Annotated in this window: 16 protein-coding genes; 11 read left to right on the forward strand and 5 right to left on the reverse strand. The window is 68.4% G+C overall.

Annotated elements, in window-relative coordinates:
* The first annotated feature begins 85 nt into the window (after positions 1-85).
* The 3 genes from LDL21_RS10275 to LDL21_RS10285 all read left to right on the forward strand — a co-directional run bounded on the left by LDL21_RS10275 (position 86) and on the right by LDL21_RS10285 (position 5,666).
* Complete coding sequence (locus LDL21_RS10275; protein WP_225279797.1) at positions 86-1,897, forward strand: peroxidase family protein; 1,812 nt, start codon at positions 86-88, stop codon at positions 1,895-1,897.
* Positions 1,894-2,991 (forward strand): catalase family protein, encoded by a 1,098-nt coding sequence (locus LDL21_RS10280; RefSeq protein WP_181697133.1) that lies wholly within the window; start codon positions 1,894-1,896, stop codon positions 2,989-2,991. The genes LDL21_RS10275 and LDL21_RS10280 overlap by 4 nt, the downstream gene beginning before the upstream one ends.
* Before the next feature lie 83 nt (positions 2,992-3,074).
* Positions 3,075-5,666 (forward strand): helix-turn-helix transcriptional regulator, encoded by a 2,592-nt coding sequence (locus tag LDL21_RS10285; RefSeq protein ID WP_225279798.1) that lies wholly within the window; start codon positions 3,075-3,077, stop codon positions 5,664-5,666.
* Positions 5,667-5,698: 32 nt separating this feature from the next.
* Here LDL21_RS10285 and LDL21_RS10290 read toward each other — a convergent pair whose 3' ends face one another.
* Both LDL21_RS10290 and LDL21_RS10295 read right to left on the reverse strand, forming a co-directional pair.
* A complete protein-coding gene (locus tag LDL21_RS10290) occupies positions 5,699-6,166 on the reverse strand; it encodes a hypothetical protein (RefSeq protein WP_225279799.1) in 468 nt (155 codons plus the stop codon).
* A 104-nt stretch (positions 6,167-6,270) separates the two neighbouring features.
* A complete protein-coding gene (locus LDL21_RS10295; RefSeq protein ID WP_225279800.1) occupies positions 6,271-6,972 on the reverse strand; it encodes a TetR family transcriptional regulator in 702 nt (233 codons plus the stop codon).
* A 90-nt stretch (positions 6,973-7,062) separates the two neighbouring features.
* Here LDL21_RS10295 and LDL21_RS10300 point away from each other — a divergent pair, with 90 nt between their 5' ends.
* Together LDL21_RS10300 and LDL21_RS10305 are read left to right on the forward strand one after the other, a co-directional pair.
* On the forward strand, positions 7,063-7,938 hold the full coding sequence (locus tag LDL21_RS10300; RefSeq protein ID WP_225280334.1) for an alpha/beta hydrolase: 876 nt from the start codon (positions 7,063-7,065) through the stop codon (positions 7,936-7,938).
* Positions 7,939-8,007: 69 nt separating this feature from the next.
* Entirely contained in the window at positions 8,008-8,289 is a 282-nt protein-coding gene (locus tag LDL21_RS10305) for a hypothetical protein (protein WP_370465704.1), read from the forward strand.
* A gap of 5 nt (positions 8,290-8,294) precedes the next feature.
* Here the strand turns inward: LDL21_RS10305 and LDL21_RS10310 are convergent, their stop codons facing one another.
* On the reverse strand, positions 8,295-9,941 hold the full coding sequence (locus LDL21_RS10310; protein ID WP_225279801.1) for a bifunctional 3'-5' exonuclease/DNA polymerase: 1,647 nt from the start codon (positions 9,939-9,941) through the stop codon (positions 8,295-8,297).
* Positions 9,942-10,040: 99 nt separating this feature from the next.
* Here LDL21_RS10310 and LDL21_RS10315 point away from each other — a divergent pair, with 99 nt between their 5' ends.
* From LDL21_RS10315 to LDL21_RS10330, 4 genes are read left to right on the forward strand one after another with little or no spacing between them, the layout of a single operon-like run.
* On the forward strand, positions 10,041-10,457 hold the full coding sequence (locus tag LDL21_RS10315; RefSeq protein WP_225279802.1) for a phage holin family protein: 417 nt from the start codon (positions 10,041-10,043) through the stop codon (positions 10,455-10,457).
* Positions 10,454-10,825 carry a DUF3618 domain-containing protein gene (locus tag LDL21_RS10320; protein ID WP_225279803.1) on the forward strand — a complete coding sequence of 124 codons (372 nt, stop codon included), beginning with the start codon at positions 10,454-10,456 and terminating at the stop codon, positions 10,823-10,825. The genes LDL21_RS10315 and LDL21_RS10320 overlap by 4 nt, the downstream gene beginning before the upstream one ends.
* Complete coding sequence (locus tag LDL21_RS10325; protein WP_225279804.1) at positions 10,822-11,079, forward strand: DUF4235 domain-containing protein; 258 nt, start codon at positions 10,822-10,824, stop codon at positions 11,077-11,079. The genes LDL21_RS10320 and LDL21_RS10325 overlap by 4 nt, the downstream gene beginning before the upstream one ends.
* 16 nt (positions 11,080-11,095) lie before the next feature.
* The gene (locus tag LDL21_RS10330; RefSeq protein ID WP_225279805.1) at positions 11,096-12,877 is read left to right on the forward strand and encodes a thiamine pyrophosphate-requiring protein; all 1,782 of its coding nucleotides are present in this window, start codon (positions 11,096-11,098) and stop codon (positions 12,875-12,877) included.
* A 39-nt stretch (positions 12,878-12,916) separates the two neighbouring features.
* Here the strand turns inward: LDL21_RS10330 and LDL21_RS10335 are convergent, their stop codons facing one another.
* Entirely contained in the window at positions 12,917-13,462 is a 546-nt protein-coding gene (locus LDL21_RS10335; RefSeq protein WP_225279806.1) for a DUF8020 domain-containing protein, read from the reverse strand.
* 259 nt (positions 13,463-13,721) lie between these two features.
* Between LDL21_RS10335 and LDL21_RS10340 the strand changes: the two genes are divergently transcribed.
* Positions 13,722-14,537 (forward strand): SDR family oxidoreductase, encoded by an 816-nt coding sequence (locus LDL21_RS10340; protein WP_225279807.1) that lies wholly within the window; start codon positions 13,722-13,724, stop codon positions 14,535-14,537.
* Between the two features lie 68 nt (positions 14,538-14,605).
* Here LDL21_RS10340 and pepN read toward each other — a convergent pair whose 3' ends face one another.
* Positions 14,606-17,080 carry an aminopeptidase N gene (pepN, locus tag LDL21_RS10345; protein ID WP_225279808.1) on the reverse strand — a complete coding sequence of 825 codons (2,475 nt, stop codon included), beginning with the start codon at positions 17,078-17,080 and terminating at the stop codon, positions 14,606-14,608.
* 355 nt (positions 17,081-17,435) lie between these two features.
* Between pepN and LDL21_RS10350 the strand changes: the two genes are divergently transcribed.
* Positions 17,436-18,350 (forward strand): TauD/TfdA dioxygenase family protein, encoded by a 915-nt coding sequence (locus tag LDL21_RS10350; RefSeq protein WP_225279809.1) that lies wholly within the window; start codon positions 17,436-17,438, stop codon positions 18,348-18,350.
* Positions 18,351-18,396 lie beyond the last annotated feature (46 nt).

Consider the following 18,396-nt stretch of genomic DNA (forward strand, 5'->3'; position numbering starts at 1 on the left):
AGTCGACTACTCGTGACAGCCCGGTGGGTGCGGCGGACACTGGGTCGATCCGGTCCCGTACGCGTGGAGTTCGTGGAGGTTCCCGATGGTCGACGCCACTCACCAGACCAGCGCGCGTGACACCGCGCTCGGCCGGTCACGCATCACGAACGCCCTGGTCGCGGCGGCAGAGGCCCTCGATCGCCGCGTCGGCTGGTCCCGTTTGCCGACACCACTCGGTCTTGCCGTGCTCGTCGGATTGCGGGCCGGACTGCGGGCTCGCAACCTCTTCGACACCGGCCCGCACCCCGACGGTCCCCTCCCACCCGGCAGGCCCGACGAGCACCGCACGCGCACCCTGGACGGCACCTACAACACCCCTGGCGACCCGCGCGCGGGTTCGATCGGCTGCCGATTCGGCCGCAACATTCCCCTCGATCACACCCGCCCCGAGGACAGCGCCCGGATCCTCGACCCCAACCCCCGCACGGTCAGCACCGCGCTGCTCGCCCGCGACGAGTTCCGGCCCGCAACTACCTTGAACCTGCTTGCCGCGGCGTGGATCCAGTTCGAAGTACACGACTGGTTCAGCCACCGACCCGCCGATGCCGAACCGTTCACGGTCACTGTGGCCGACGGTGATCGGCCCGAACCCACGATGACCATCGCGCGCACCGCAACCGTGCCCGCACCCGATCCCACCGGCCCACCGACCTTCGTCACCGGCGAATCGCACTGGTGGGACGCCTCCCAGATCTACGGCGGCACAGCCGAAGCGGCGGTCCGTCTGCGCTCGGGCAAACTCGGTCAGGTCATCATCGACGAACTCGGACTGCCACCGCTGGACGCGGAGAACCTGGTGGCCAGATCGCCCGCCGCCGCCAATGCCTGGGTGGGGCTCGCGCTGCTGCATTCGCTGTTCCTGCGCGAGCACAACGCGATCTGTGAGCGCCTGGTCGCCCGCTATCCGGACCGCCGCGACGACCAGTGGCTCTACGACACGGCCCGTCTCATCAATGCCGCCCTGATCGCCAAGATCCACACCGTCGACTGGACACCGGCCGTGATCGCCCACCCCACCACGGTCGCGGCCCTGCGCGCCAACTGGTTCGGATTGCTCGGGGAACGGATAGCGCGCCGCTTCGGCAGGCTCGTCGACAACGAAGTCCTCTGCGGCATACCGGGTTCGGCCCGCGAGGACCACGGCGTCCCGTACTCGCTGACCGAGGAATTCGTCGCCGTGTACCGGATGCATCCGCTGATCCCCGACGAACTGACCGTGCGCAGCCTCGCCGACGACAGGGAACTCGCCCGCTTTCCCTTCCCCGCACTCGGAGTGCGCCACATCCGTCAGCGCCTCGCGGAAACCCCGATGGACACGTTGCTGTATTCCTTCGGCCGGGCCAACCCGGGTGCGCTCACCCTGCACAACTACCCCGAGCACCTGCGGCGCCTCGATCGGGGCGAGGACCAGCCACTGGACCTTGCGACGATCGACATCCTCCGTATCCGGGAACGAGGCGTGCCGCGCTACAACGAGTTCCGGCGCCACCTGCGCCTGACCCCCGCGCGCTCGTTCGACGATCTCACCGATGATCCGCGCTGGGTGCGTGAACTCGCCGAGGTGTACGACACCGTCGACGATGTCGACCTGCTGATCGGCCTCTACGCCGAGCCCAAACCACCCGGCTTCGGCTTCGGCGACACCGCGTTCCGGATCTTCGTGCTGATGGCCTCGCGCAGGCTCTCGGCCGACCGGTTCTTCACCACCGACTTCCGGCCCGAGATCTACACCGAGGCAGGCATGGCCTGGGTGCGCGACAACACGATGCGCACCGTGCTGCTGCGCCATTTCCCCACCCTCGCCCCTGCCCTGACCGGCGTCGCGAACCCCTTCGCCCCGTGGAGGTCCCGATGACGACCTACCTGCGCTACCGCGACGATCTCGAACACCCACGTGCCGACGAGGAACGCGATATCGACCGGATCATCGCGGTACTGCGCACCAACAACGAACGCGCTTTCCGCAAGTACAAGCGGGGCCTGCGCGACGCGCACGCCAAAAGCCACGGCATCCTGCGCGGCGAACTCACCGTCCATGCCGGCCTGCGATCCGAACTGGCCCAGGGCATGTTCGCCCGACCCGCCACCTATCCGGTGATCGCCCGGTTGTCGAGCACCTCCGGAGCCATCCGCAGCGACCAGTTGCGCGGCGTACGCGGGCTCGGCATCAAGGTGCTCGGTGTGCACGGCCCACGCGCACTGCCCGACGACGATGCCACCACCCAGGATTTCATCATGGTCACCCATCGGGAGTTCCTCTTCGCCGACGCGCACGCCTACCTCACCAAGGGAATGCCGACGGCCTGGGTGCTCGCCCGGCTGCCCGATACCGCTCTGCGGGCGGGCAGCGACCTGATGGCCGCGCTCGACACCCACGTGCTGCGCCGCGTCGGCAAGGGCGTGCCGCCCAACCTCGCCGTCTTCGTCGCCCCGAACACCCATATCCTCGGCGAGACGTTCTACACCTCGGCACCGCTGCGTCACGGCGACTACGTCGCCAAACTGCTCTACACTCCGGTGTCGCCGGAAGTCGTTGCACTGCAAGGCCGCCCGATCGCGACATCGGCGGGCGTGAATGCCCACCAGAACTCGGTGATCGACTTCTTCGCCAATCACGGCGCCACCTACGAACTACGCGCCCAGCTGTGCACGAACATCACCAGCATGCCCATCGAAGACGCCACCGTCGACTGGCCCGAAACCGAATCCGCGCACGAAACGGTGGCGACCCTGCGCTTCGATCGACAGGATCCCTACACACCGCAACGCCGCGCCTACGGCGACGAGGTGCTCTCGTTCAACTCCTGGCGCGGGCTCGACGCGCACCGGCCCCTCGGCTCGATCAACCGGCTCAAGAAGCGGGTATACGAGGCATCGAGCAACTACCGCCACGACGTGGGCAACGCACCACGCATCGAACCACGCGACGCCACCGAGCTGCCGCCGTGAGCAGCGCCGCTCCCACCCGTTCCGCGTCACCGCCCGGCGCGTTTCGTTGTGGCGTCGTCGCAGGACAACTACACTTTTCGCCCATGGGCGGACTGTGGCAGCTGCTCGATCGCCCCAACGAGTACGAGGCTGTCCACCGCGCGCTGACGAGCGGCGAAACCGGTGGCGTGGTTCTCGTCGGCGCGGCGGGCGTCGGCAAGACCACCCTCGCCCGGCTCGTCACCGCCGCTCTTCCCGACCCCGTGCGCTGGGCGGCGTGCACCGCCTCCTCACAAGCCATCCCACTCGGCGCCTTCGCGCCCTGGATCGCCGCCTCGGCGTCACGCGACCCGCTCGCACTCCTGCATTCCGCGCGCGAGAACCTGCTGACCAGGCCCGGCACCGTGCTCGGCGTGGACGATGCCCACCTGCTCGACACGTTGTCGGCCACCCTCGTGCACCAGATCGCCGTCGACCGGGGTGCGCGCGTCGTCGCCACGGTCCGCAGCGGTGAACCGGTACCCGACGCGATCACCTCGCTGTGGAAAGACGGCTACCTCGAGCGAATCGAGCTGGCGCCGTTCACCAAACAGCAGTGCACCGACCTGGTGCAGACCGTGCTCGGCGGAACCCTCGAGGGGCTCAGCGCCGATGTGATGTGGGAGTCGTCCGGCGGTAATCCGCTGTTCCTGCGCAATATGGTCGAGGGCGCGGTCGAGGCGAGCACCCTCACCGACGTCAACGGGGTCTGGCAGCTGCGCGGGCCGACCGCGGTGCCCTCCGGGCTCGTCGCGTTGCTCGACGAACGACTCACCAGGGCAGGCAAACCGGTGCTCGACGTGTTGGAGATGCTGGCCGTCTACGAGCCGCTCGACATCGACATCCTCAGCGAACTGGTGGGTGTCGAGGCGGTCGACGCGGCCGAATCGACCGCGCTGATCCGGGTGTGCAGGCACAACGGTGCCGTCGATGTGCGGTTCAGTCACCCCCTGCTCGGCGAGGTGGTGCGCCGCCGCGTCGGCACCGCAGCCGCGCGTGCCCGCCGCGGACGCCTCGTCGATACGCTGCGCGACCGGGATCTGAGCACACCCGCGCATCGCATCCGGTTGGCCAGATTGTGTGTCGACAGCGACCGGCCCATCGACGTCGACCTGCTCGTCGACGCGGCCAAAGACGCTGTGGCCCTGGCGAATCTGCCGCTCGGCGAGCAGCTCGCCCGGGCCGCCTGTGAACGCGGCGGCGGGCTGCGTGCCGCTGAACTGCACTCGCGTGCGCTGCTGTGGGAGGGCAGGCCACGCGAGGCCGATCGGATCCTGGCCCGCTTCGACCCCGACCGGCTCGACCCCCTGCAACTGGTCCAGTGGGGAGTGCTGCGAGCGAGCTTGCGCTTCTGGTCGCTCGGCGATGTCGAACACGCCCGCGAACTCGTCGACCTACTGCGAACCCGGGTCGAATACCCCGCGCTGCGATTGACCGTCGACGCCGCGGCGGCGGCGATGGCCGTCCACGAGAACCACATCGCCGAAGGCATCGACGCCGCGCAGCGGGTACTCGCCGATCCCGAATCACCGCGCCAGGCGGTCGATTTCGCTGCCTTCGCGCTCGGCCTCGCCCTGCCGGTCGCCGGTCGGGGCGCCGACTTCGCGACCATCGCGGCTCGCAGCCGCGCTCAGCAGAAGGCGACCGACGGGCTCATCCGGGTGATGGTCCGCTACGGCGACGTGCTCGCCCTCACCACCATCGGCGACCTCGATCTCGCCGAACAGCGGGCCACCGAATACCGGGAGTTCTCCTCGGCCGGGCAATTCGCCGGCTGGGCGGTGGCCCGCATCGCCGCCGGGGTGGTCGCCACCTATCGCGGCCGGTTCCGGGACGCGATCACCGCCTTCGAACAGGCATTGGCCGCGCTCAATGCCGAGGCTTCGCTGCCGTGGAAACTGCCCGCGCGATTGCTGCTGGCCCGCGCCTACGCGGCACTGGGGGAGGTGGAGAACGCCGAGCGCGTGCTCGGTGACGCCGATGAACACCGGGGGCCACATATGGCCTTGCACGAACCGCAGCGCGTCATCGCCCGCGCCTGGCTCGCGGCCGGCGAACACCGACCCCACGCGGCGGTAGAGCTGGCCCGCACGGCGGCCGATATCGCCCATCGCGCAGGCCAATTCGCCGTGGAGGCCGAGGCACTGCACCACGCGGCGCGCTTCGGTGACCGTACGGTGGCCACCCGGCTCACGGCTCTAGCCGCCCGCGTCCAGGGCCCGATCGCCGGCATCTACGCGCGACACGCGACCGCGCTGGCCAAGGCCGACCCCGGCGCCCTCACCGAGGTGAGCGAGGAACTCGAGGCCGCCGGCCTGTTGTTGTCGGCCGCCGACGCCGCCGCCCAAGCCGTCCCCATCTACGACCACGCCGGACGACGCCACCCCAGCGCCGAGGCCGCCGCCCGCGCCTCGGCTCTCGCCGCCCGCTGCGACGACGCGGGAACCCCCGCCGTCACCGCCGCCGCCCGCCCGCTCCCCATCACCGAACGCGAACGCGAAATCGCCGCCCTGATCGCCCGAGGCCTGTCGAACCGAGCCATCGCCGAACGCCTGTGCGTCTCCATCCGCACCGTCGAAGGCCACATCTACCGCGCCTGCATAAAACTCGACGTAGCCGACCGAGACCAACTCGCCCGCCTGATCCGCAGCCGCTGAAGGCGCGAAGTATCGCCCAGAGCTATTGGGGCTCAGGGCATTTCGATGGTTTCGGCGCGGGCGACTTCATTGATGGCGCGGGTGATGCCAGCTTCGGTGGGGATCCGGGTTGCATCGGTGAGGTGGGCGATCAGGAGGATGGCGGCGGGGTAGGGGTTCGTCGGTGGGCGGTCGGGATGTTCGTCGATGCCGAGGGCGCCGGTGAGGGCGGTGGCTACGGTGGTCGGGTCGAGAGTGGGAAGCCAGGGGAGCGAGTGGCGGAGGACGTCTGTGAGGACGGCGCGGATGTCGTCGGCGTCGAGGCCGTCGGGATGGGCGGCCTCGAGGAGTTCACGGATGACGGCCGACAAGACGATGGTCACCTGATCGGCGGGCAGGTCGGCCAGATCGGCCGCGTGTTCGAGGAAGGCTGATACGTCGCGAGTGCGCGTGGCGGCGACGGATGCCGCGACAGTGGTCGCGATGGCGCGGGCAGTCGACGGCCAATCGGACGGCCACATGGTGCTCCTCGGGGTGGATCGCGCACGGGTTTCGCGCGGGGGCGCCGACAGCCTAGCGAGCGGTGCACCAGAAGCTCGCAGTCGCAGAATCTAGTCTCAGAATATTAGTTTCTGAGAACGCGATAGACAGTTGCTCGCGACACCCCGAAACGTCGGGCGAGTTCCTCGGCGCCGACTCCGGAATCATGCGCCCGCCGCGCCTGCTCGGCCTGTTCCGCCGTGAGCGCCGCCGGTCGCCCACCGTTGCGACCACGTGCCGGGCCACGTGCCGTCCGAACATCCCTGTCGCCGAGCAGGGCCCGCGCGCCGTCCAGGATCAGGGCACGCAGCCGTTCGATCGGTGCGTCGCGGAACAGCACCACCGGATCGGCGAGCCCGGCGACGACCTGACATGCCCGCACGCGCTGTTCCAGCCCGGCTCCCGGTCCCGCCACGAGGTCGTTGGCCAGCGCGATCGCCGCCCGGAAACGGTCGGCGATCGGCGCCTGGACGAGCAGGCTCATGTCTTTGACGAGCATGGTGAGTGTCTGGCGGTGCCGCAGATGCACATCGACATACCCCTCGATGGTCCGCCACCGTACGTCCTCGGGGTCGGTGCCGGCCTCCGCCTGGGCCAGGGTCGCTTCCAACTCGTCCAGCAGGGGAACGGTGAGCTGGTGCAGGATCGCCTCTTTGGAGTCGAAGTGGTAGTAGAGGGCGGCCTTGGTGATGCCGACCTCGTCGGCGATGGCCTGCATCGAGGTCGCCCGGTAACCGCGCGCGGCGAACAGGGAACGCGCGGCAGCCAGAATTCGCTCGGATGTCATCGCACCACTTACCTCGGGTCAGTCCGGACGCTACGATTACTTACCGAGAGTCAGTCTAGCGAGGCGGGAGCAAGTCCTGTGCGAACACGAGTGTCCTTCCCATCCGGAAACAGCCGGTGCGTCGGCTACCTGGAGCTCCCCGAGGGCGGGAGATCGCTGCCCTGTGTCGTCCTGTGTCACGGTTTCAGTGGGACGATGGACCGCCTGTTCGACCACGCGCGACACTTCGCCGAAGCGGGTTGGGCCACACTGGTTTTCGACTACCGCAGCTTCGGCGAGAGCGAGGGTGAGCCGCGGCAGGTCCCCGACATCGGCGGACAACTCGACGATCTGCGCGCCGCGGTCGCCTTCGCCCGCGCGCACGACCGCGTCGACCCCGAGCGCATCCTGCTGTGGGGCAACTCGCTCGGCGGCGCCCACGCGATCACCGTCGCCGCCACCGACCCGCGCATCGCCGCAGTGGTCGCGCAGATCCCGTTCAACGGATTTCCCGAAAAGGTCGAGGGCCGCACGGTCGCCGACAACCTGGCACTGCTCGCCGCCATCATCTGGGACACCGTGCGCGGCAAACTCCGCATGCGGCCCTACTACATCCGGATGGTCGGCGCACCGGGCGAACTCGCCGTCACCGCCTCCGCCGACGCCGAGCGGCACATCGCCACCCTCACCGGCGGCGGCGAAACGCTCTGGCGCAACAGCATCGCTCCGCGCGCCCTGCTGTCGATGATGCGATACCGCCCGGCCGAGTCCGCCGCGCGCCTCACCTGCCCGCTGCTCGTGTGCGCCGCCGCCGACGACCGGGAGACACCCCTCGACACCAGCCGCGAGCTGGCAGAACGAGCACCCGACGGCAGGTTGCGCGTCTACCCTGGTACTCACTTCACCTTCTACACCGAACCGGCGCTGCGCACCCGCGTCGTCGCCGATCAGATCGAGTTCTTCCGCCAGGCCTGCGATCGGGTGTGACGTGCAGGGTTGGCGCTGATCACACCGGGTATCCGCGTGGTACCCCTGAGTGGGAAGGATGCGATGACGATGCGCGGACGACGTAACCGCCGTGATCGAGAAGTACGCGAAGTACGAGAAATCCAGGCCCGACCACCTCATCAGACCGTCAAGTCACTGTTCTCGCTGCTGGTACTCGCCTGGCTGCTGGCCGGGCTGGTCGCGGCGTTCCAGCGGGACTACTTCACCGACACACCCACCAACTGCGGCGACTGGGGGACCATCGCGCTCACCGTGGCGGCGGGTCCGCTGAACTATCTCGGCATGAACCCCAAAGTCGGCGAATGCCAACTGCCCGAACCGAGCCAATGACCTGACTATTTGGCATCCCCGTAGCACTGCACCACCGCCGTGGTGAAGGGGAAACGCACCGGAGTCTCCCCGAACGTGAGCCTGCCCGCGAGGTCGGCCGCCGCCGCGATCGCCTCGGCCACCACCGGCGCCTCCTCGGCCGGGCAGTGCACGATCACCTCGTCGTGCTGGAAGAACACCAGCTCGGCGCGCATCTGCGCGATCGCCTGCCGTAACGCGGCCAGCACGAGCAGGGCCCAGTCGGCCGCGCTGCCCTGCACCACGAAATTGCGGGTGAAACGGCCCCTGGCGCGCGCCGCCGAACCGCTGCGCTCGGCAGGTGGCACATCGACCTCTTCCGGAGTGGCCGACACCGGCGGGCAGGTCCGGCCCAACCAGGTACGGACCAGCCGACCCTCTTCCCCGGCGTAGGCCGCGTCGTCCACATAGGCCACCGCGGCCGGATATCGGCGCCGCAGACCGGCGAGATGGGTGAGCGCGTCGCCGGAGGTCTGGCCGTAGATGGCGCCGAGCAGCGCGAGCTTGGCCTGGGCCCGGTCGCCACCGAAACCACGCGCCGCCAGATCCGCGTACAGGTCCTCGCCGCGACCGGCCACCTCCATCAGGCCGCGATCACGGGAGATGGCGGCCAGCACGCGCGGCTCCATCTGATCGGCGTCGGCCACGACCAGACACCAACCGGGATCGGCGCGGATCGCCTGCCGGATCACCTTCGGAATCTGCAGGGCGCCACCACCATTGGTTGTCCATCGGCCCGACACCGTGCCGCCCGGCAGATACTCGGGCCGGAATCGGCCACCGTGCACCCACTGCTCGAGCCAGGCCCAACCGTGCGCGGTGTGCAGGCGGTAGAGCGTCTTGTACGCCAGCAGGGGTGCGACAGCCGGATGGTCGACGCGCTGCAATTCCCATTTGCGCGTGGAGGACAGTGCGACTCCCGCCCGCGCGAACGCCCGGATGATGTCCTGGGGAAGATCGGGCCGCACACGGGTGCCGAAGGCGCGCGACACTTCGTCGGCGAGCTCTGCCATCCGCCGGGGTTCCGCCCCACCGGGAAATCGTTCACCGAGCATGGTGTCGAGCAGTTCGCGGTGCACGTCGGCTCGCCAGGGAATGCCGGCGCGCGACATCTCGCTGGCCACCAGCATGCCCGCCGATTCCGCCGCGATCAGCAAGCGCATTCGATCGGGATGTTCGGTCCGCTCGGTCCTTGCGAGCTGTCCCGCGTACACCTCGACCAGCGCGGTGAGCTCGTCGGTGCCGGGCGGCAACGGCACCGGACCCGAATCGAACAGCGAGGGTTGCGTCTCGGCGCTGCGCGCGGGTGCGTCGGGTGGAACGGGCAGGTTCCGCAACCGCGCCCAAGCCGCCGCCAACGACCTAGGCTGACCGGATTGCCCCTGCTCGTACCCGATCAGCAATGCCTCGGCCGCCTGCACGTCGTAGCAGCGTTCCACGCGCACGCCGGCGGCGAGCAGCGGCCGGTAGATCTCGGCGGTGGACCGCCACACCCACCGCCCCACGTGCGGACGTGCGCGGATCGCCTCGACCAGCGACGGCTCCGTGACCACCGGACCGGCCGGATGCCCGTCCTGGTCGAGCGGGCACAGGCGAGCGCCACCGTCACCCGTCTCCACCACCGCCCACCGCATGCGAAGAGTCTGTCAGCAGGGTCCGACAACCACTGTTTACCGGCTCCGGTGCCGGGTAAGCGGCCCACGATCGGGAGAACCCGGACAGGAGGTAACGCGATGGCGCACACGCAGACCGGCCCGCCCACGCAGCACACCCGGTCGGTCACCGAACTCGTCGACGACGCCACGAAACAGATCACCCGCCTGGTGCGCGACGAACTGCAGCTGGCCCGCGTCGAAATGCAGGACCGCACAAAAGGAATCGCCCGCGGAGCCGGTATCGCCGGAGCGGGCGGACTCGTCGCGTTCTACGGCGGCATCGCGCTGACCGTCGCGGCGATCTTCGCGCTGGCGCTGGTACTGCCCGAATGGGCGGCGGCGCTGATCGTCGGCGCCGCCCTGGTCGTGATCGGCGCGATCCTGGCGCTCGTCGGGAAGAAGAACGTCAGTTCGGCCGCACCGCCCGTACCGCAGGAAGCCGTGCACGGCATCAAGGACGACATCGACATCATCAAGGACGGGAGCAGACGATGACCGACGACCCGGAGGCACTGCGCCGGGACCGTGACCAGGCCCGCCGGGAGCTCGGCGAGACCGTCGCCGAGCTGACCGACAAATTCGACGTCCCCGCCCGCACCAAGGACAAGGTCCACGAGACCACCGAAGCGGCCAAACACCGCGTCACCGACGCCAAATACCAGGCGCTCTACACCGCCGACAAGGCCCGGGACAAAGCAGGACAGGTGGTTGGCAAGGTCGAGTCCTCGGTCCCCGACCCCGTGGTCGACCGAGGCAGGCAGGCCGCGGACCTGGCCGCCCGCAAACCCCAGGTTCCGGTCGCGGCGGCCGCGGTGTTCGCCGCGCTGCTGGTCTGGTTCCTCGCCCGGCGGCGGCGCGCATGAAGACGCTGTACAAACCGCTCGGCATGGTCGTCGGCGTGGTCGGCGGGATCGCCGCGAGCGCGGTGTTCAATCGCGTCTGGGGCGCCGTGGCCGACGGTGGCGACCCGCCCACCTCGACCACACGCAACGCGACCTGGCGGGAAGTGCTGCTGGCCGCCGCGCTCCAGGGCGCCATCTTCGGCCTCGTGAAAGCCGCCGTCGACCGGGCAGGCGCCACGGGCTACAAGTCGCTCACCGGAACGTGGCCCGACTGACGAGGACAGGAGAACCATGTCGGAACAGGTAGGCGACTACTTGCTGCGCCGGCTGCGGGAATGGGGCGTCGAACAGGTCTTCGGATACCCCGGCGACGGCATCAACGGCCTGATCGCCGCCTTCGGACGGGCCGACAACACACCGCGTTTCGTGCAGAGCAGGCATGAGGAGATGTCGGCGTTCCAGGCGGTGGGTTATGCCAAGTTCAGCGGCCGGGTCGGCGTGTGCGCGGCGACGTCGGGCCCCGGCGCCATCCATCTGCTCAACGGTCTCTACGACGCCAAGCTCGACCACGTGCCGGTGGTGGCGATCGTCGGGCAGACCGCGCGCAGCGCCATGGGCGGCAACTATCAGCAGGAAGTGGATCTGCAGGCGCTGTTCAAGGACGTGGCATCCGAATACCTGGTCGAGGTCAATGTCGCCGATCAGCTGCCCAACGCCTTGGATCGAGCATTTCGCACTGCCCTCGCCCGCCGCGCGCCGACAGCCGTCATCATTCCGGCCGATCTGCAGGAGGAACCCTACGAACCACCTGCGCATGCTTTCAAGGAGGTGCCGTCCAGTCCGCCGAGCGCACCGCGGACCACCTCGGTACCGGCGCGATCCGAGCTGGAGCGGGCGGCGGCCGTGCTCGACGCGGGCACCAAGGTGGCCATGCTGATCGGGCAGGGCGCGCGCGACGCGGCGGACGAGGTACTCGAGATCGCGGAACTGACCGGTGCGGGCATCGCCAAAGCACTGCTCGGCAAAGACGTACTCAGCGACGAATTGCCGTTCGTCACCGGCTCGATCGGCTTGCTCGGCACCCGCCCCAGCTACGAACTGATGCGCGACTGCGACACCCTGCTCATCGTCGGCTCCAACTTCCCCTACAGCCAGTTCCTGCCCGAATACGATCAGGCCCGCGCGGTGCAGATCGACCTCGACGGCGCCCTGATCGGAATGCGGTACCCGACCGAGGTGAACCTGGTCGGCGACGCGAAAGCCACACTGCGCCAACTCATCCCACTACTACAACGCAAGGACGACCGCTCCTGGCGCGAGACGGTCGAAGCGAATGTGGCGCAATGGTGGCAGACCGTGGAGAACCAGTCCATGCTCGATGCCGAACCGGCCAATCCCATGCGGATCGTATGGGAACTCTCGCAGCGCATCCCCGACGACGCGATCGTCACCGCCGACTCGGGTTCCTCCACCACCTGGTACGCCCGTTGCCTTCGCATGCGCGGCACCATGCGCGGATCGCTGTCGGGCACGCTGGCGAGCATGGGCGCGGGCGTGCCGTACGCGATCGGCGCCAAATTCGCGCACCCGGACCGGCCGGTGATCGCCATCGTCGGTGACGGTGCCATGCAGATGAACGGTCTGAACGAACTGCTCACCATCCAGCGCTACCAGGATCTGTGGCCCGATCAGCGGCTGATCGTGTGCGTGTTCCACAACAACGACCTCAATATGGTCACCTGGGAACTTCGCGCCATGGGTGGTGCGCCGAAATTCGAGGAATCGCAAACACTTCCGGACGTCTCTTACGCCGATATCGCGCGCTGCGCGGGCATGGTCGGCATCAGCGTGGACAGGTCCGAGGACATCGGCCCGGCCTGGGACCGTGCGCTGGCGGCGGATCGCCCGGTGCTGCTCGACATCCGCTGCGATCCCGAGGTGCCGCCCCTGCCGCCGCACGCGACCGCCGACCAGGTCAAGGACCTGGGACGCGCGGTGCTGCAAGGTGATCCGGGCGCGTGGCGGCTGCTGGTGCAGGGAGTGAAGTCGAAGGCGCAGGAACTGCGCCGCTGAGCGTGGTGGCCGACCCGCCGGCCGGCCACCACCGCCTCGCTACGGCGTCGAGTAGCCGATCAGTGCGCCGATGCCCGCACCGATCGGGATGGTCACCAGCGCACCGACACCGCCGAGGAAGAAGCCGAGAACAGCACCGATTCCGGCGCCGATGAGCGCGCCGATCCCCGCATTGTGCTGCTTACGGGCCTGGGTCTCGGCGGCCTCGTCGACGAACTCGGCCGTATTGGCGGTGACGGCGGCCGGTGCGCCCACCGGAGTCAGGGTGAGCGAGCGGCCGTCGGCTGCGATCGCCGCTGCCAGGTCGAAGGTGCCCGCGGTCGAGGCGATTCGGGTCGGAATGGACGCGACCGCACGGCCCTCGCGATCGGTAAGGGTCACGGTGCCGCCCGCGAGGGTGAAGGTGCCGTCGACCACCGAGGTGGTGAGCCCTGCACCGTCGGCCGAGGGGCCCGCGGTGAACGCCACCCCGTTCTCGGTGCCCTGGACGACCGGGGCCGCCGTCGGTGCGGCGTGAGCGTTGGTGGTGGCGGTGAGGCCGACAGCCCCGACCGCGAGGACAGCGACCGCGCAGAATTTCTTCATCTTGCCCCTCCAGTCTGCCCGCCGGAGTCCGGCGGAACATCCTCTGCCGGACCGGATCTCGGCCCGAGATCATCTTCACACTGTCCCCACCGGATGTGAACCCACCAGCGGTCATACCGGAAAAACATCACCGAATGGGCGCATTCACCGAATGAGATTGCCACACCGTAGGTTTCGCTATGCCGTCGAAATTCCTATGTGCCGGATCCGGATTTTCTCGGCAGGATGAGGATTCAGGGAATCGAGCGGAAGGAACGTCATGACGATCCTGGTGACAGGAGCAACGGGCAGTGTCGGACGCAAGGTCGTGGACCAGTTGGTCGCGCGCCGGGTCTCCGATATCCGGGCGTTGACGGTGAATCCGGACCGGGCGGCGCTGCCCGCCGGGGTGGTGCCGGTGCGGGGCAACCTGCGTAAGCCGGACAGCCTGGACGGGGTATTCGACGGCGTGGACCGGATCTATCTCGCCCCGGCACCCGAAGTTGTCGGCGAGGTACTCGAGCGCGCGGCAGCGGCCGGCGTCCGCCACGTCGTCGATCTGTCCGGCGAACCCGACAGCTGGTGGGGGACCGTGAGCAACGCCGTCGAGGAAAGCGGGCTGGCGTGGACGCATCTGTGGCCCGCCGACTTCATGGAGAACAGCGTCAGCTGGTCCCAGCAGATCCGCGCGACGAGTACGGTTCGCGAACCGCGACCCGAGATGGCCACCGCACCCGTCGCGATGGACGATATCGCCGCGGTAGCCGCTACCGCCCTGCTCGACGACGACCACCTCGGGCGTGCCTACCCACTGGCAGGACCCGAAGTCCTCACCCGCGCCGAGCAGGTCGCCCAGATCGCCGACGCCATCGGCCGCGAGATCACCTTCCTCCGCTCCGATCGGGCCGAAACCATTGCCGCCCTCGCGCCGAGCATGGGCGACAACACCGAGTGGTACGTCGACAACGTCCTGCTCGGCTACAGCCCGCCGACCGATTCCCTCCCGATCACCAGCGTCCAGGACATCACCGGCCGCCCGGCCACCACCTTCCGCGACTGGGTGAAAGCCAACGCCGACCAGTTCCTCGACGGCTAGCTATGCCGTATACCGACGACTTCGCTGCGCGGGCGGGTTCGACCACACGGCAATCCCGACGGTCGATCTCACCCGAGGTTGCGGACCCGCAGTGCGCGGGCGAGATGATCGCGTTGCTCGACGACCAGGCGGCGCAGGGCGGCGGGGGCGTCGGTGTTCGTCGCGAGCCAGTTGTCCACCGCTGCCAGGGAATCAGTGGCGGGAAAGAGACCGACGACGATGCGGCGGGCGAGCTCGATGCTGCGCTGCACCCAGGTCGGGCGCAGTCGGGTGAAGTACTCGTCGTCGTAGGAGCCGATCAGATCGCGGCGCTCGCCTGCGCGGAAGCCGTCGATCACAGCGTCGAGGTGGTCGTTGGTGAGCGCGGTGTCGTCGAAGATGCGCGTCCACGCGGCGGCTTTCACGTCCCGGTCCGGGCGGGCGGCCAGCGCGTGCAGGTGGGCAGTGCGGCCCGAGGCGGTGTCGTCGCGGGTGAGTTCGGCGGTCAGGTCGTCGGCGGTCGCGGCGCCGGTCGCGGCCAGCGCCGTCCAGAAGGCCCACCGCAGATCAGGGTCGAGGGCCAAGCCCTTCGGAGCGGGAGTTTCGCCGAGCAACAGGGCACGGATATCGGCCGTCCGTGCCGCATCGGCGGTGGCGGCGGCCGCGGTCGCGCGGGCGAACGCCAGCTGCTCGCCGGAACCGGGCGCAGCGGAATACATTGCCGTCCAGCATGATTCGAGCCACTCCCGTCGCCACCTGTCGCGCTCGGCGGTCGGCAGGTAGTGGCCGATGGCGAAGGACGCGTTCGCGAGCACCGCCGTGAGCAGGGCCATGTTGGACTCGGCGGGGGCGAAGTCGCGGGCCATAGTCAGGTAGCGGCCGACGGCGAGCTCGCCGTCGCGCGTGGCATTCCACAGGGCCGACCAGATCAGCCCGCGCGCCAGCGGATCGACCACGCGGTCGAGTGATCGCTGCACGGTTTCAAGGGAATCGGCGTCGAGACGCACCTTCGCATAGGTGAGATCGCCGTCGTTGAGCAGCCGCAGGGGAGCGGGGGAGAGGGTGACGGGAGTGCGTGCCTCGACGATATCGACTTCCACCCGGTCACGGCGGACGAGGTCGCCGTCGGCGTCGAAGTCGTAGAGACCGATCGCGAGCCGGTGCGGACGCGGGTCGGTCTGCACGATGTGGCCGTCGTCGAGCGTCACGGTGGAGACGCCGGTGGTCTGCAACCAGGCCCGCGCCCACTCGTTCAGGTCACGGCCGGACTCGGCGGACAACTCCGTCAGCAGGTCGTCCAGGGTCGTGTTGCCGAACGCGTGGGCCCGGAAATAGCGGCGGGCGCCCGCGAAGAACGCCTCCCGGCCGACATAGGCGACGAGCTGCTTGAGCACGCTCGCGCCCTTGGCGTAGGTGATGCCGTCGAAATTGAGTTTGGCAGCCTCGAGATCGGTGATGTCGGCGACGATCGGATGCGTGGTCGGCAACTGATCCTGCAGGTATGCCCACGCCTTACGGCGGTTGGCGAACGCCACCCAGGCGTCGGCCCACTCGGTGGCCTCCGCACTGGCCAGCGCGCCCATGTAGTCGGCGAAGGACTCCTTGAGCCACAGGTCGTCCCACCACACCATGGTGACGAGATCGCCGAACCACATGTGCGCCATCTCGTGCAGGATCGTATTCGCACGGCCCTCGTACTGCGCCGCCGTCGCCGCACCACGAAACACGTAGGCCTCGGTGAAGGTGACCAGCCCCGGGTTCTCCATGGCGCCGAGGTTGTATTCGGGCACGAAAACCTGGTCGTATTTGCCCCACGGGTACGGGTAGGCGAAATGCGCGGCGAAGAAGTCGAGCCCCTGGCGGGTCACCTCGAGAATTGTGTCCGCGTCCAGGTGGTGGGCCAGCGACGCGCGGCACAGGACACCGAGCGGGATCGTGAGTTCCCCACGGCTCCAGGAGGATTCGACGCGGTGATATGGACCGGCCGCGACCGCGGTGATGTAGGTGGAAATCGGCAGGGTCGGTGAGAACGCCACCGTCTGATTCGAGCCGTCGACCGTCACGGTATCGGCGGGCCGGTTCGACACCACCTCCCAGCGGTCGGGCGCCGTGACGGCAAAGGTGAACGGCGCCTTCATATCGGGCTGCTCGAAGCAGGCGAAAACCCGGCGCGCGTCTGCCGGCTCGTACTGGGTGTAGAGGTAGGTGTTGCCGTCGACCGGATCGAGGAACCGGTGCAGACCCTCACCCGACCGGCTGTACTCCCCGACAGCCCGCACAACGACGACGTTCGATGCGGACAGCCCGGTCACGGCAATCCGTGCGCCGTCGTAGTCGACCGCCACCTCCTGCCCGTTCACGGTGACTGATTCGACTGCGAGACCGATGAAATCGAGCCACGTCTCGGTCGCCGTGGCGTCGAAGGTGACCGTCGTCGTGGTGGTGAACCCCGGGCGAGTGTGGTCGGGTGCGCCGGACAGATCGAGTTCGACACGATAGTCACGCACTGTGACCGTGGCGGATCGCGCGGCGGTCTCGGAGCGGGTCAGGTTGGCGGTAGTCACGTCCCGATCCTGCCAGTCATGCGGTGGGGGAGGGGAGTGGTTATCGCGGCCCCGATCTATTCGTCTGGGAGGCAAGTTGATTCGGGCGGCCTAGGCCGACGGTCGATGTGCTTGCCGGAGCAGTGCACGCCTCGGACCAGGCTTGGGTTCGGTAAATAACATGCCGATAGCGAGATATGCGCATCTATTTATAAATCACCCTACTGTCCTAACAAAACGACCGGCTACGCCGGCCTTCTCAGGACGAGAGGGGCGCAAGCCACCTTCGGCTCAGCATGAACAGAATGCTGTTCGCTGTATCCGCCGACTGGTTTCGTAGGTCCTGTTCGCGCAGGTTCGATCGAAAGGCCCTCGAATGTCTGTTCCAGCCGACGCCGTGCGTGTGGTGAAGCTCGGCGCCCACATCGGTGCCCGCGTCGACGGTATCCGCCTCGGTGGTGACCTCGACGTGCGTTCGGTCGACACCATTCGCGCCGCGCTCGCCGAACACAAGGTGATCTTCTTCCGTGGTCAGGAGCATCTGAGCGAGGACGGGCAGTACGAATTCGCCGAGCTACTCGGTGCGCCGACCACCCCGCACCCCACGGTAACCTCGGCGGGGGCGAAGAGCCTGGCGATCGATTCGCATCAGACCAGGTCGAATGTGTGGCACACCGATGTCACGTTCGTCGACCGGGTGCCGAAGGCCTCGATCCTGCGGGCGGTGACGCTGCCTGAGTACGGCGGCACGACCACCTGGGCGTCCACCGTCGCGGCGTACAACTCGCTGCCTGCCTCGCTGAAATTGCTCGCGGAGAATCTGCGCGCCAGGCACACCAATCGTTACGACTACGCGGCCGACGTCGTGGACCGATCCGATGATTTCGAACGCGCGTATCGGCGCGAATTCGAGTCGACGTATTTCGAGACCGAGCATCCGGTGGTGGAGGTGCACCCGGAAACCGGTGAGCGTGCCCTGCTGCTCGGTTGCTTCGTGAAGGAGATCGTCGGCCTTTCCAGTAGCGAATCGCGGGCGTTGTTCCGGCTGTTCCAGGATCGGGTGACGCGCCTCGAGCACACGACACGCTGGGATTGGTCGCTCGGTGATGTCGCGATCTGGGACAACCGGGCCACCCAGCACTACGCCGTGGACGATTACGACGGCGCGCATCGCAGGCTCACCCGGATCACGCTCGGCGGGCCGGTTCCGGTCGGTGTCGACGGGCGGCCGAGCACGGTGATCGCGGGCGACGCGCGCGACTATGTCACTGCGTCACACCGTGCGGCCTGACGCGAATCCACCGTCGAGCGAGCGGTATCGGTTAGTCTGCGACCGC

The sequence above is a fragment of the Nocardia rosealba genome (genome assembly GCF_020216065.1).
GTDB lineage: Bacteria > Actinomycetota > Actinomycetes > Mycobacteriales > Mycobacteriaceae > Nocardia > Nocardia rosealba.

Coding starts and splice junctions, on each gene's coding strand:
- LDL21_RS10285 (WP_225279798.1), top strand. CDS start 3,075: ATGGGCGGACTGTGGCAGCTGCTCGATCGCCCCAACGAGTACGAGGCT.
- LDL21_RS10290 (WP_225279799.1), bottom strand. CDS start 6,166: ATGTGGCCGTCCGATTGGCCGTCGACTGCCCGCGCCATCGCGACCACT.
- LDL21_RS10320 (WP_225279803.1), top strand. CDS start 10,454: ATGACCGACGACCCGGAGGCACTGCGCCGGGACCGTGACCAGGCCCGC.
- LDL21_RS10330 (WP_225279805.1), top strand. CDS start 11,096: ATGTCGGAACAGGTAGGCGACTACTTGCTGCGCCGGCTGCGGGAATGG.
- LDL21_RS10350 (WP_225279809.1), top strand. CDS start 17,436: ATGTCTGTTCCAGCCGACGCCGTGCGTGTGGTGAAGCTCGGCGCCCAC.
- LDL21_RS10305 (WP_370465704.1), top strand. CDS start 8,008: ATGCGCGGACGACGTAACCGCCGTGATCGAGAAGTACGCGAAGTACGA.
- LDL21_RS10295 (WP_225279800.1), bottom strand. CDS start 6,972: ATGACATCCGAGCGAATTCTGGCTGCCGCGCGTTCCCTGTTCGCCGCG.
- LDL21_RS10325 (WP_225279804.1), top strand. CDS start 10,822: ATGAAGACGCTGTACAAACCGCTCGGCATGGTCGTCGGCGTGGTCGGC.
- LDL21_RS10315 (WP_225279802.1), top strand. CDS start 10,041: ATGGCGCACACGCAGACCGGCCCGCCCACGCAGCACACCCGGTCGGTC.
- LDL21_RS10335 (WP_225279806.1), bottom strand. CDS start 13,462: ATGAAGAAATTCTGCGCGGTCGCTGTCCTCGCGGTCGGGGCTGTCGGC.
- LDL21_RS10275 (WP_225279797.1), top strand. CDS start 86: ATGGTCGACGCCACTCACCAGACCAGCGCGCGTGACACCGCGCTCGGC.
- LDL21_RS10340 (WP_225279807.1), top strand. CDS start 13,722: ATGACGATCCTGGTGACAGGAGCAACGGGCAGTGTCGGACGCAAGGTC.
- LDL21_RS10280 (WP_181697133.1), top strand. CDS start 1,894: ATGACGACCTACCTGCGCTACCGCGACGATCTCGAACACCCACGTGCC.
- LDL21_RS10310 (WP_225279801.1), bottom strand. CDS start 9,941: ATGCGGTGGGCGGTGGTGGAGACGGGTGACGGTGGCGCTCGCCTGTGC.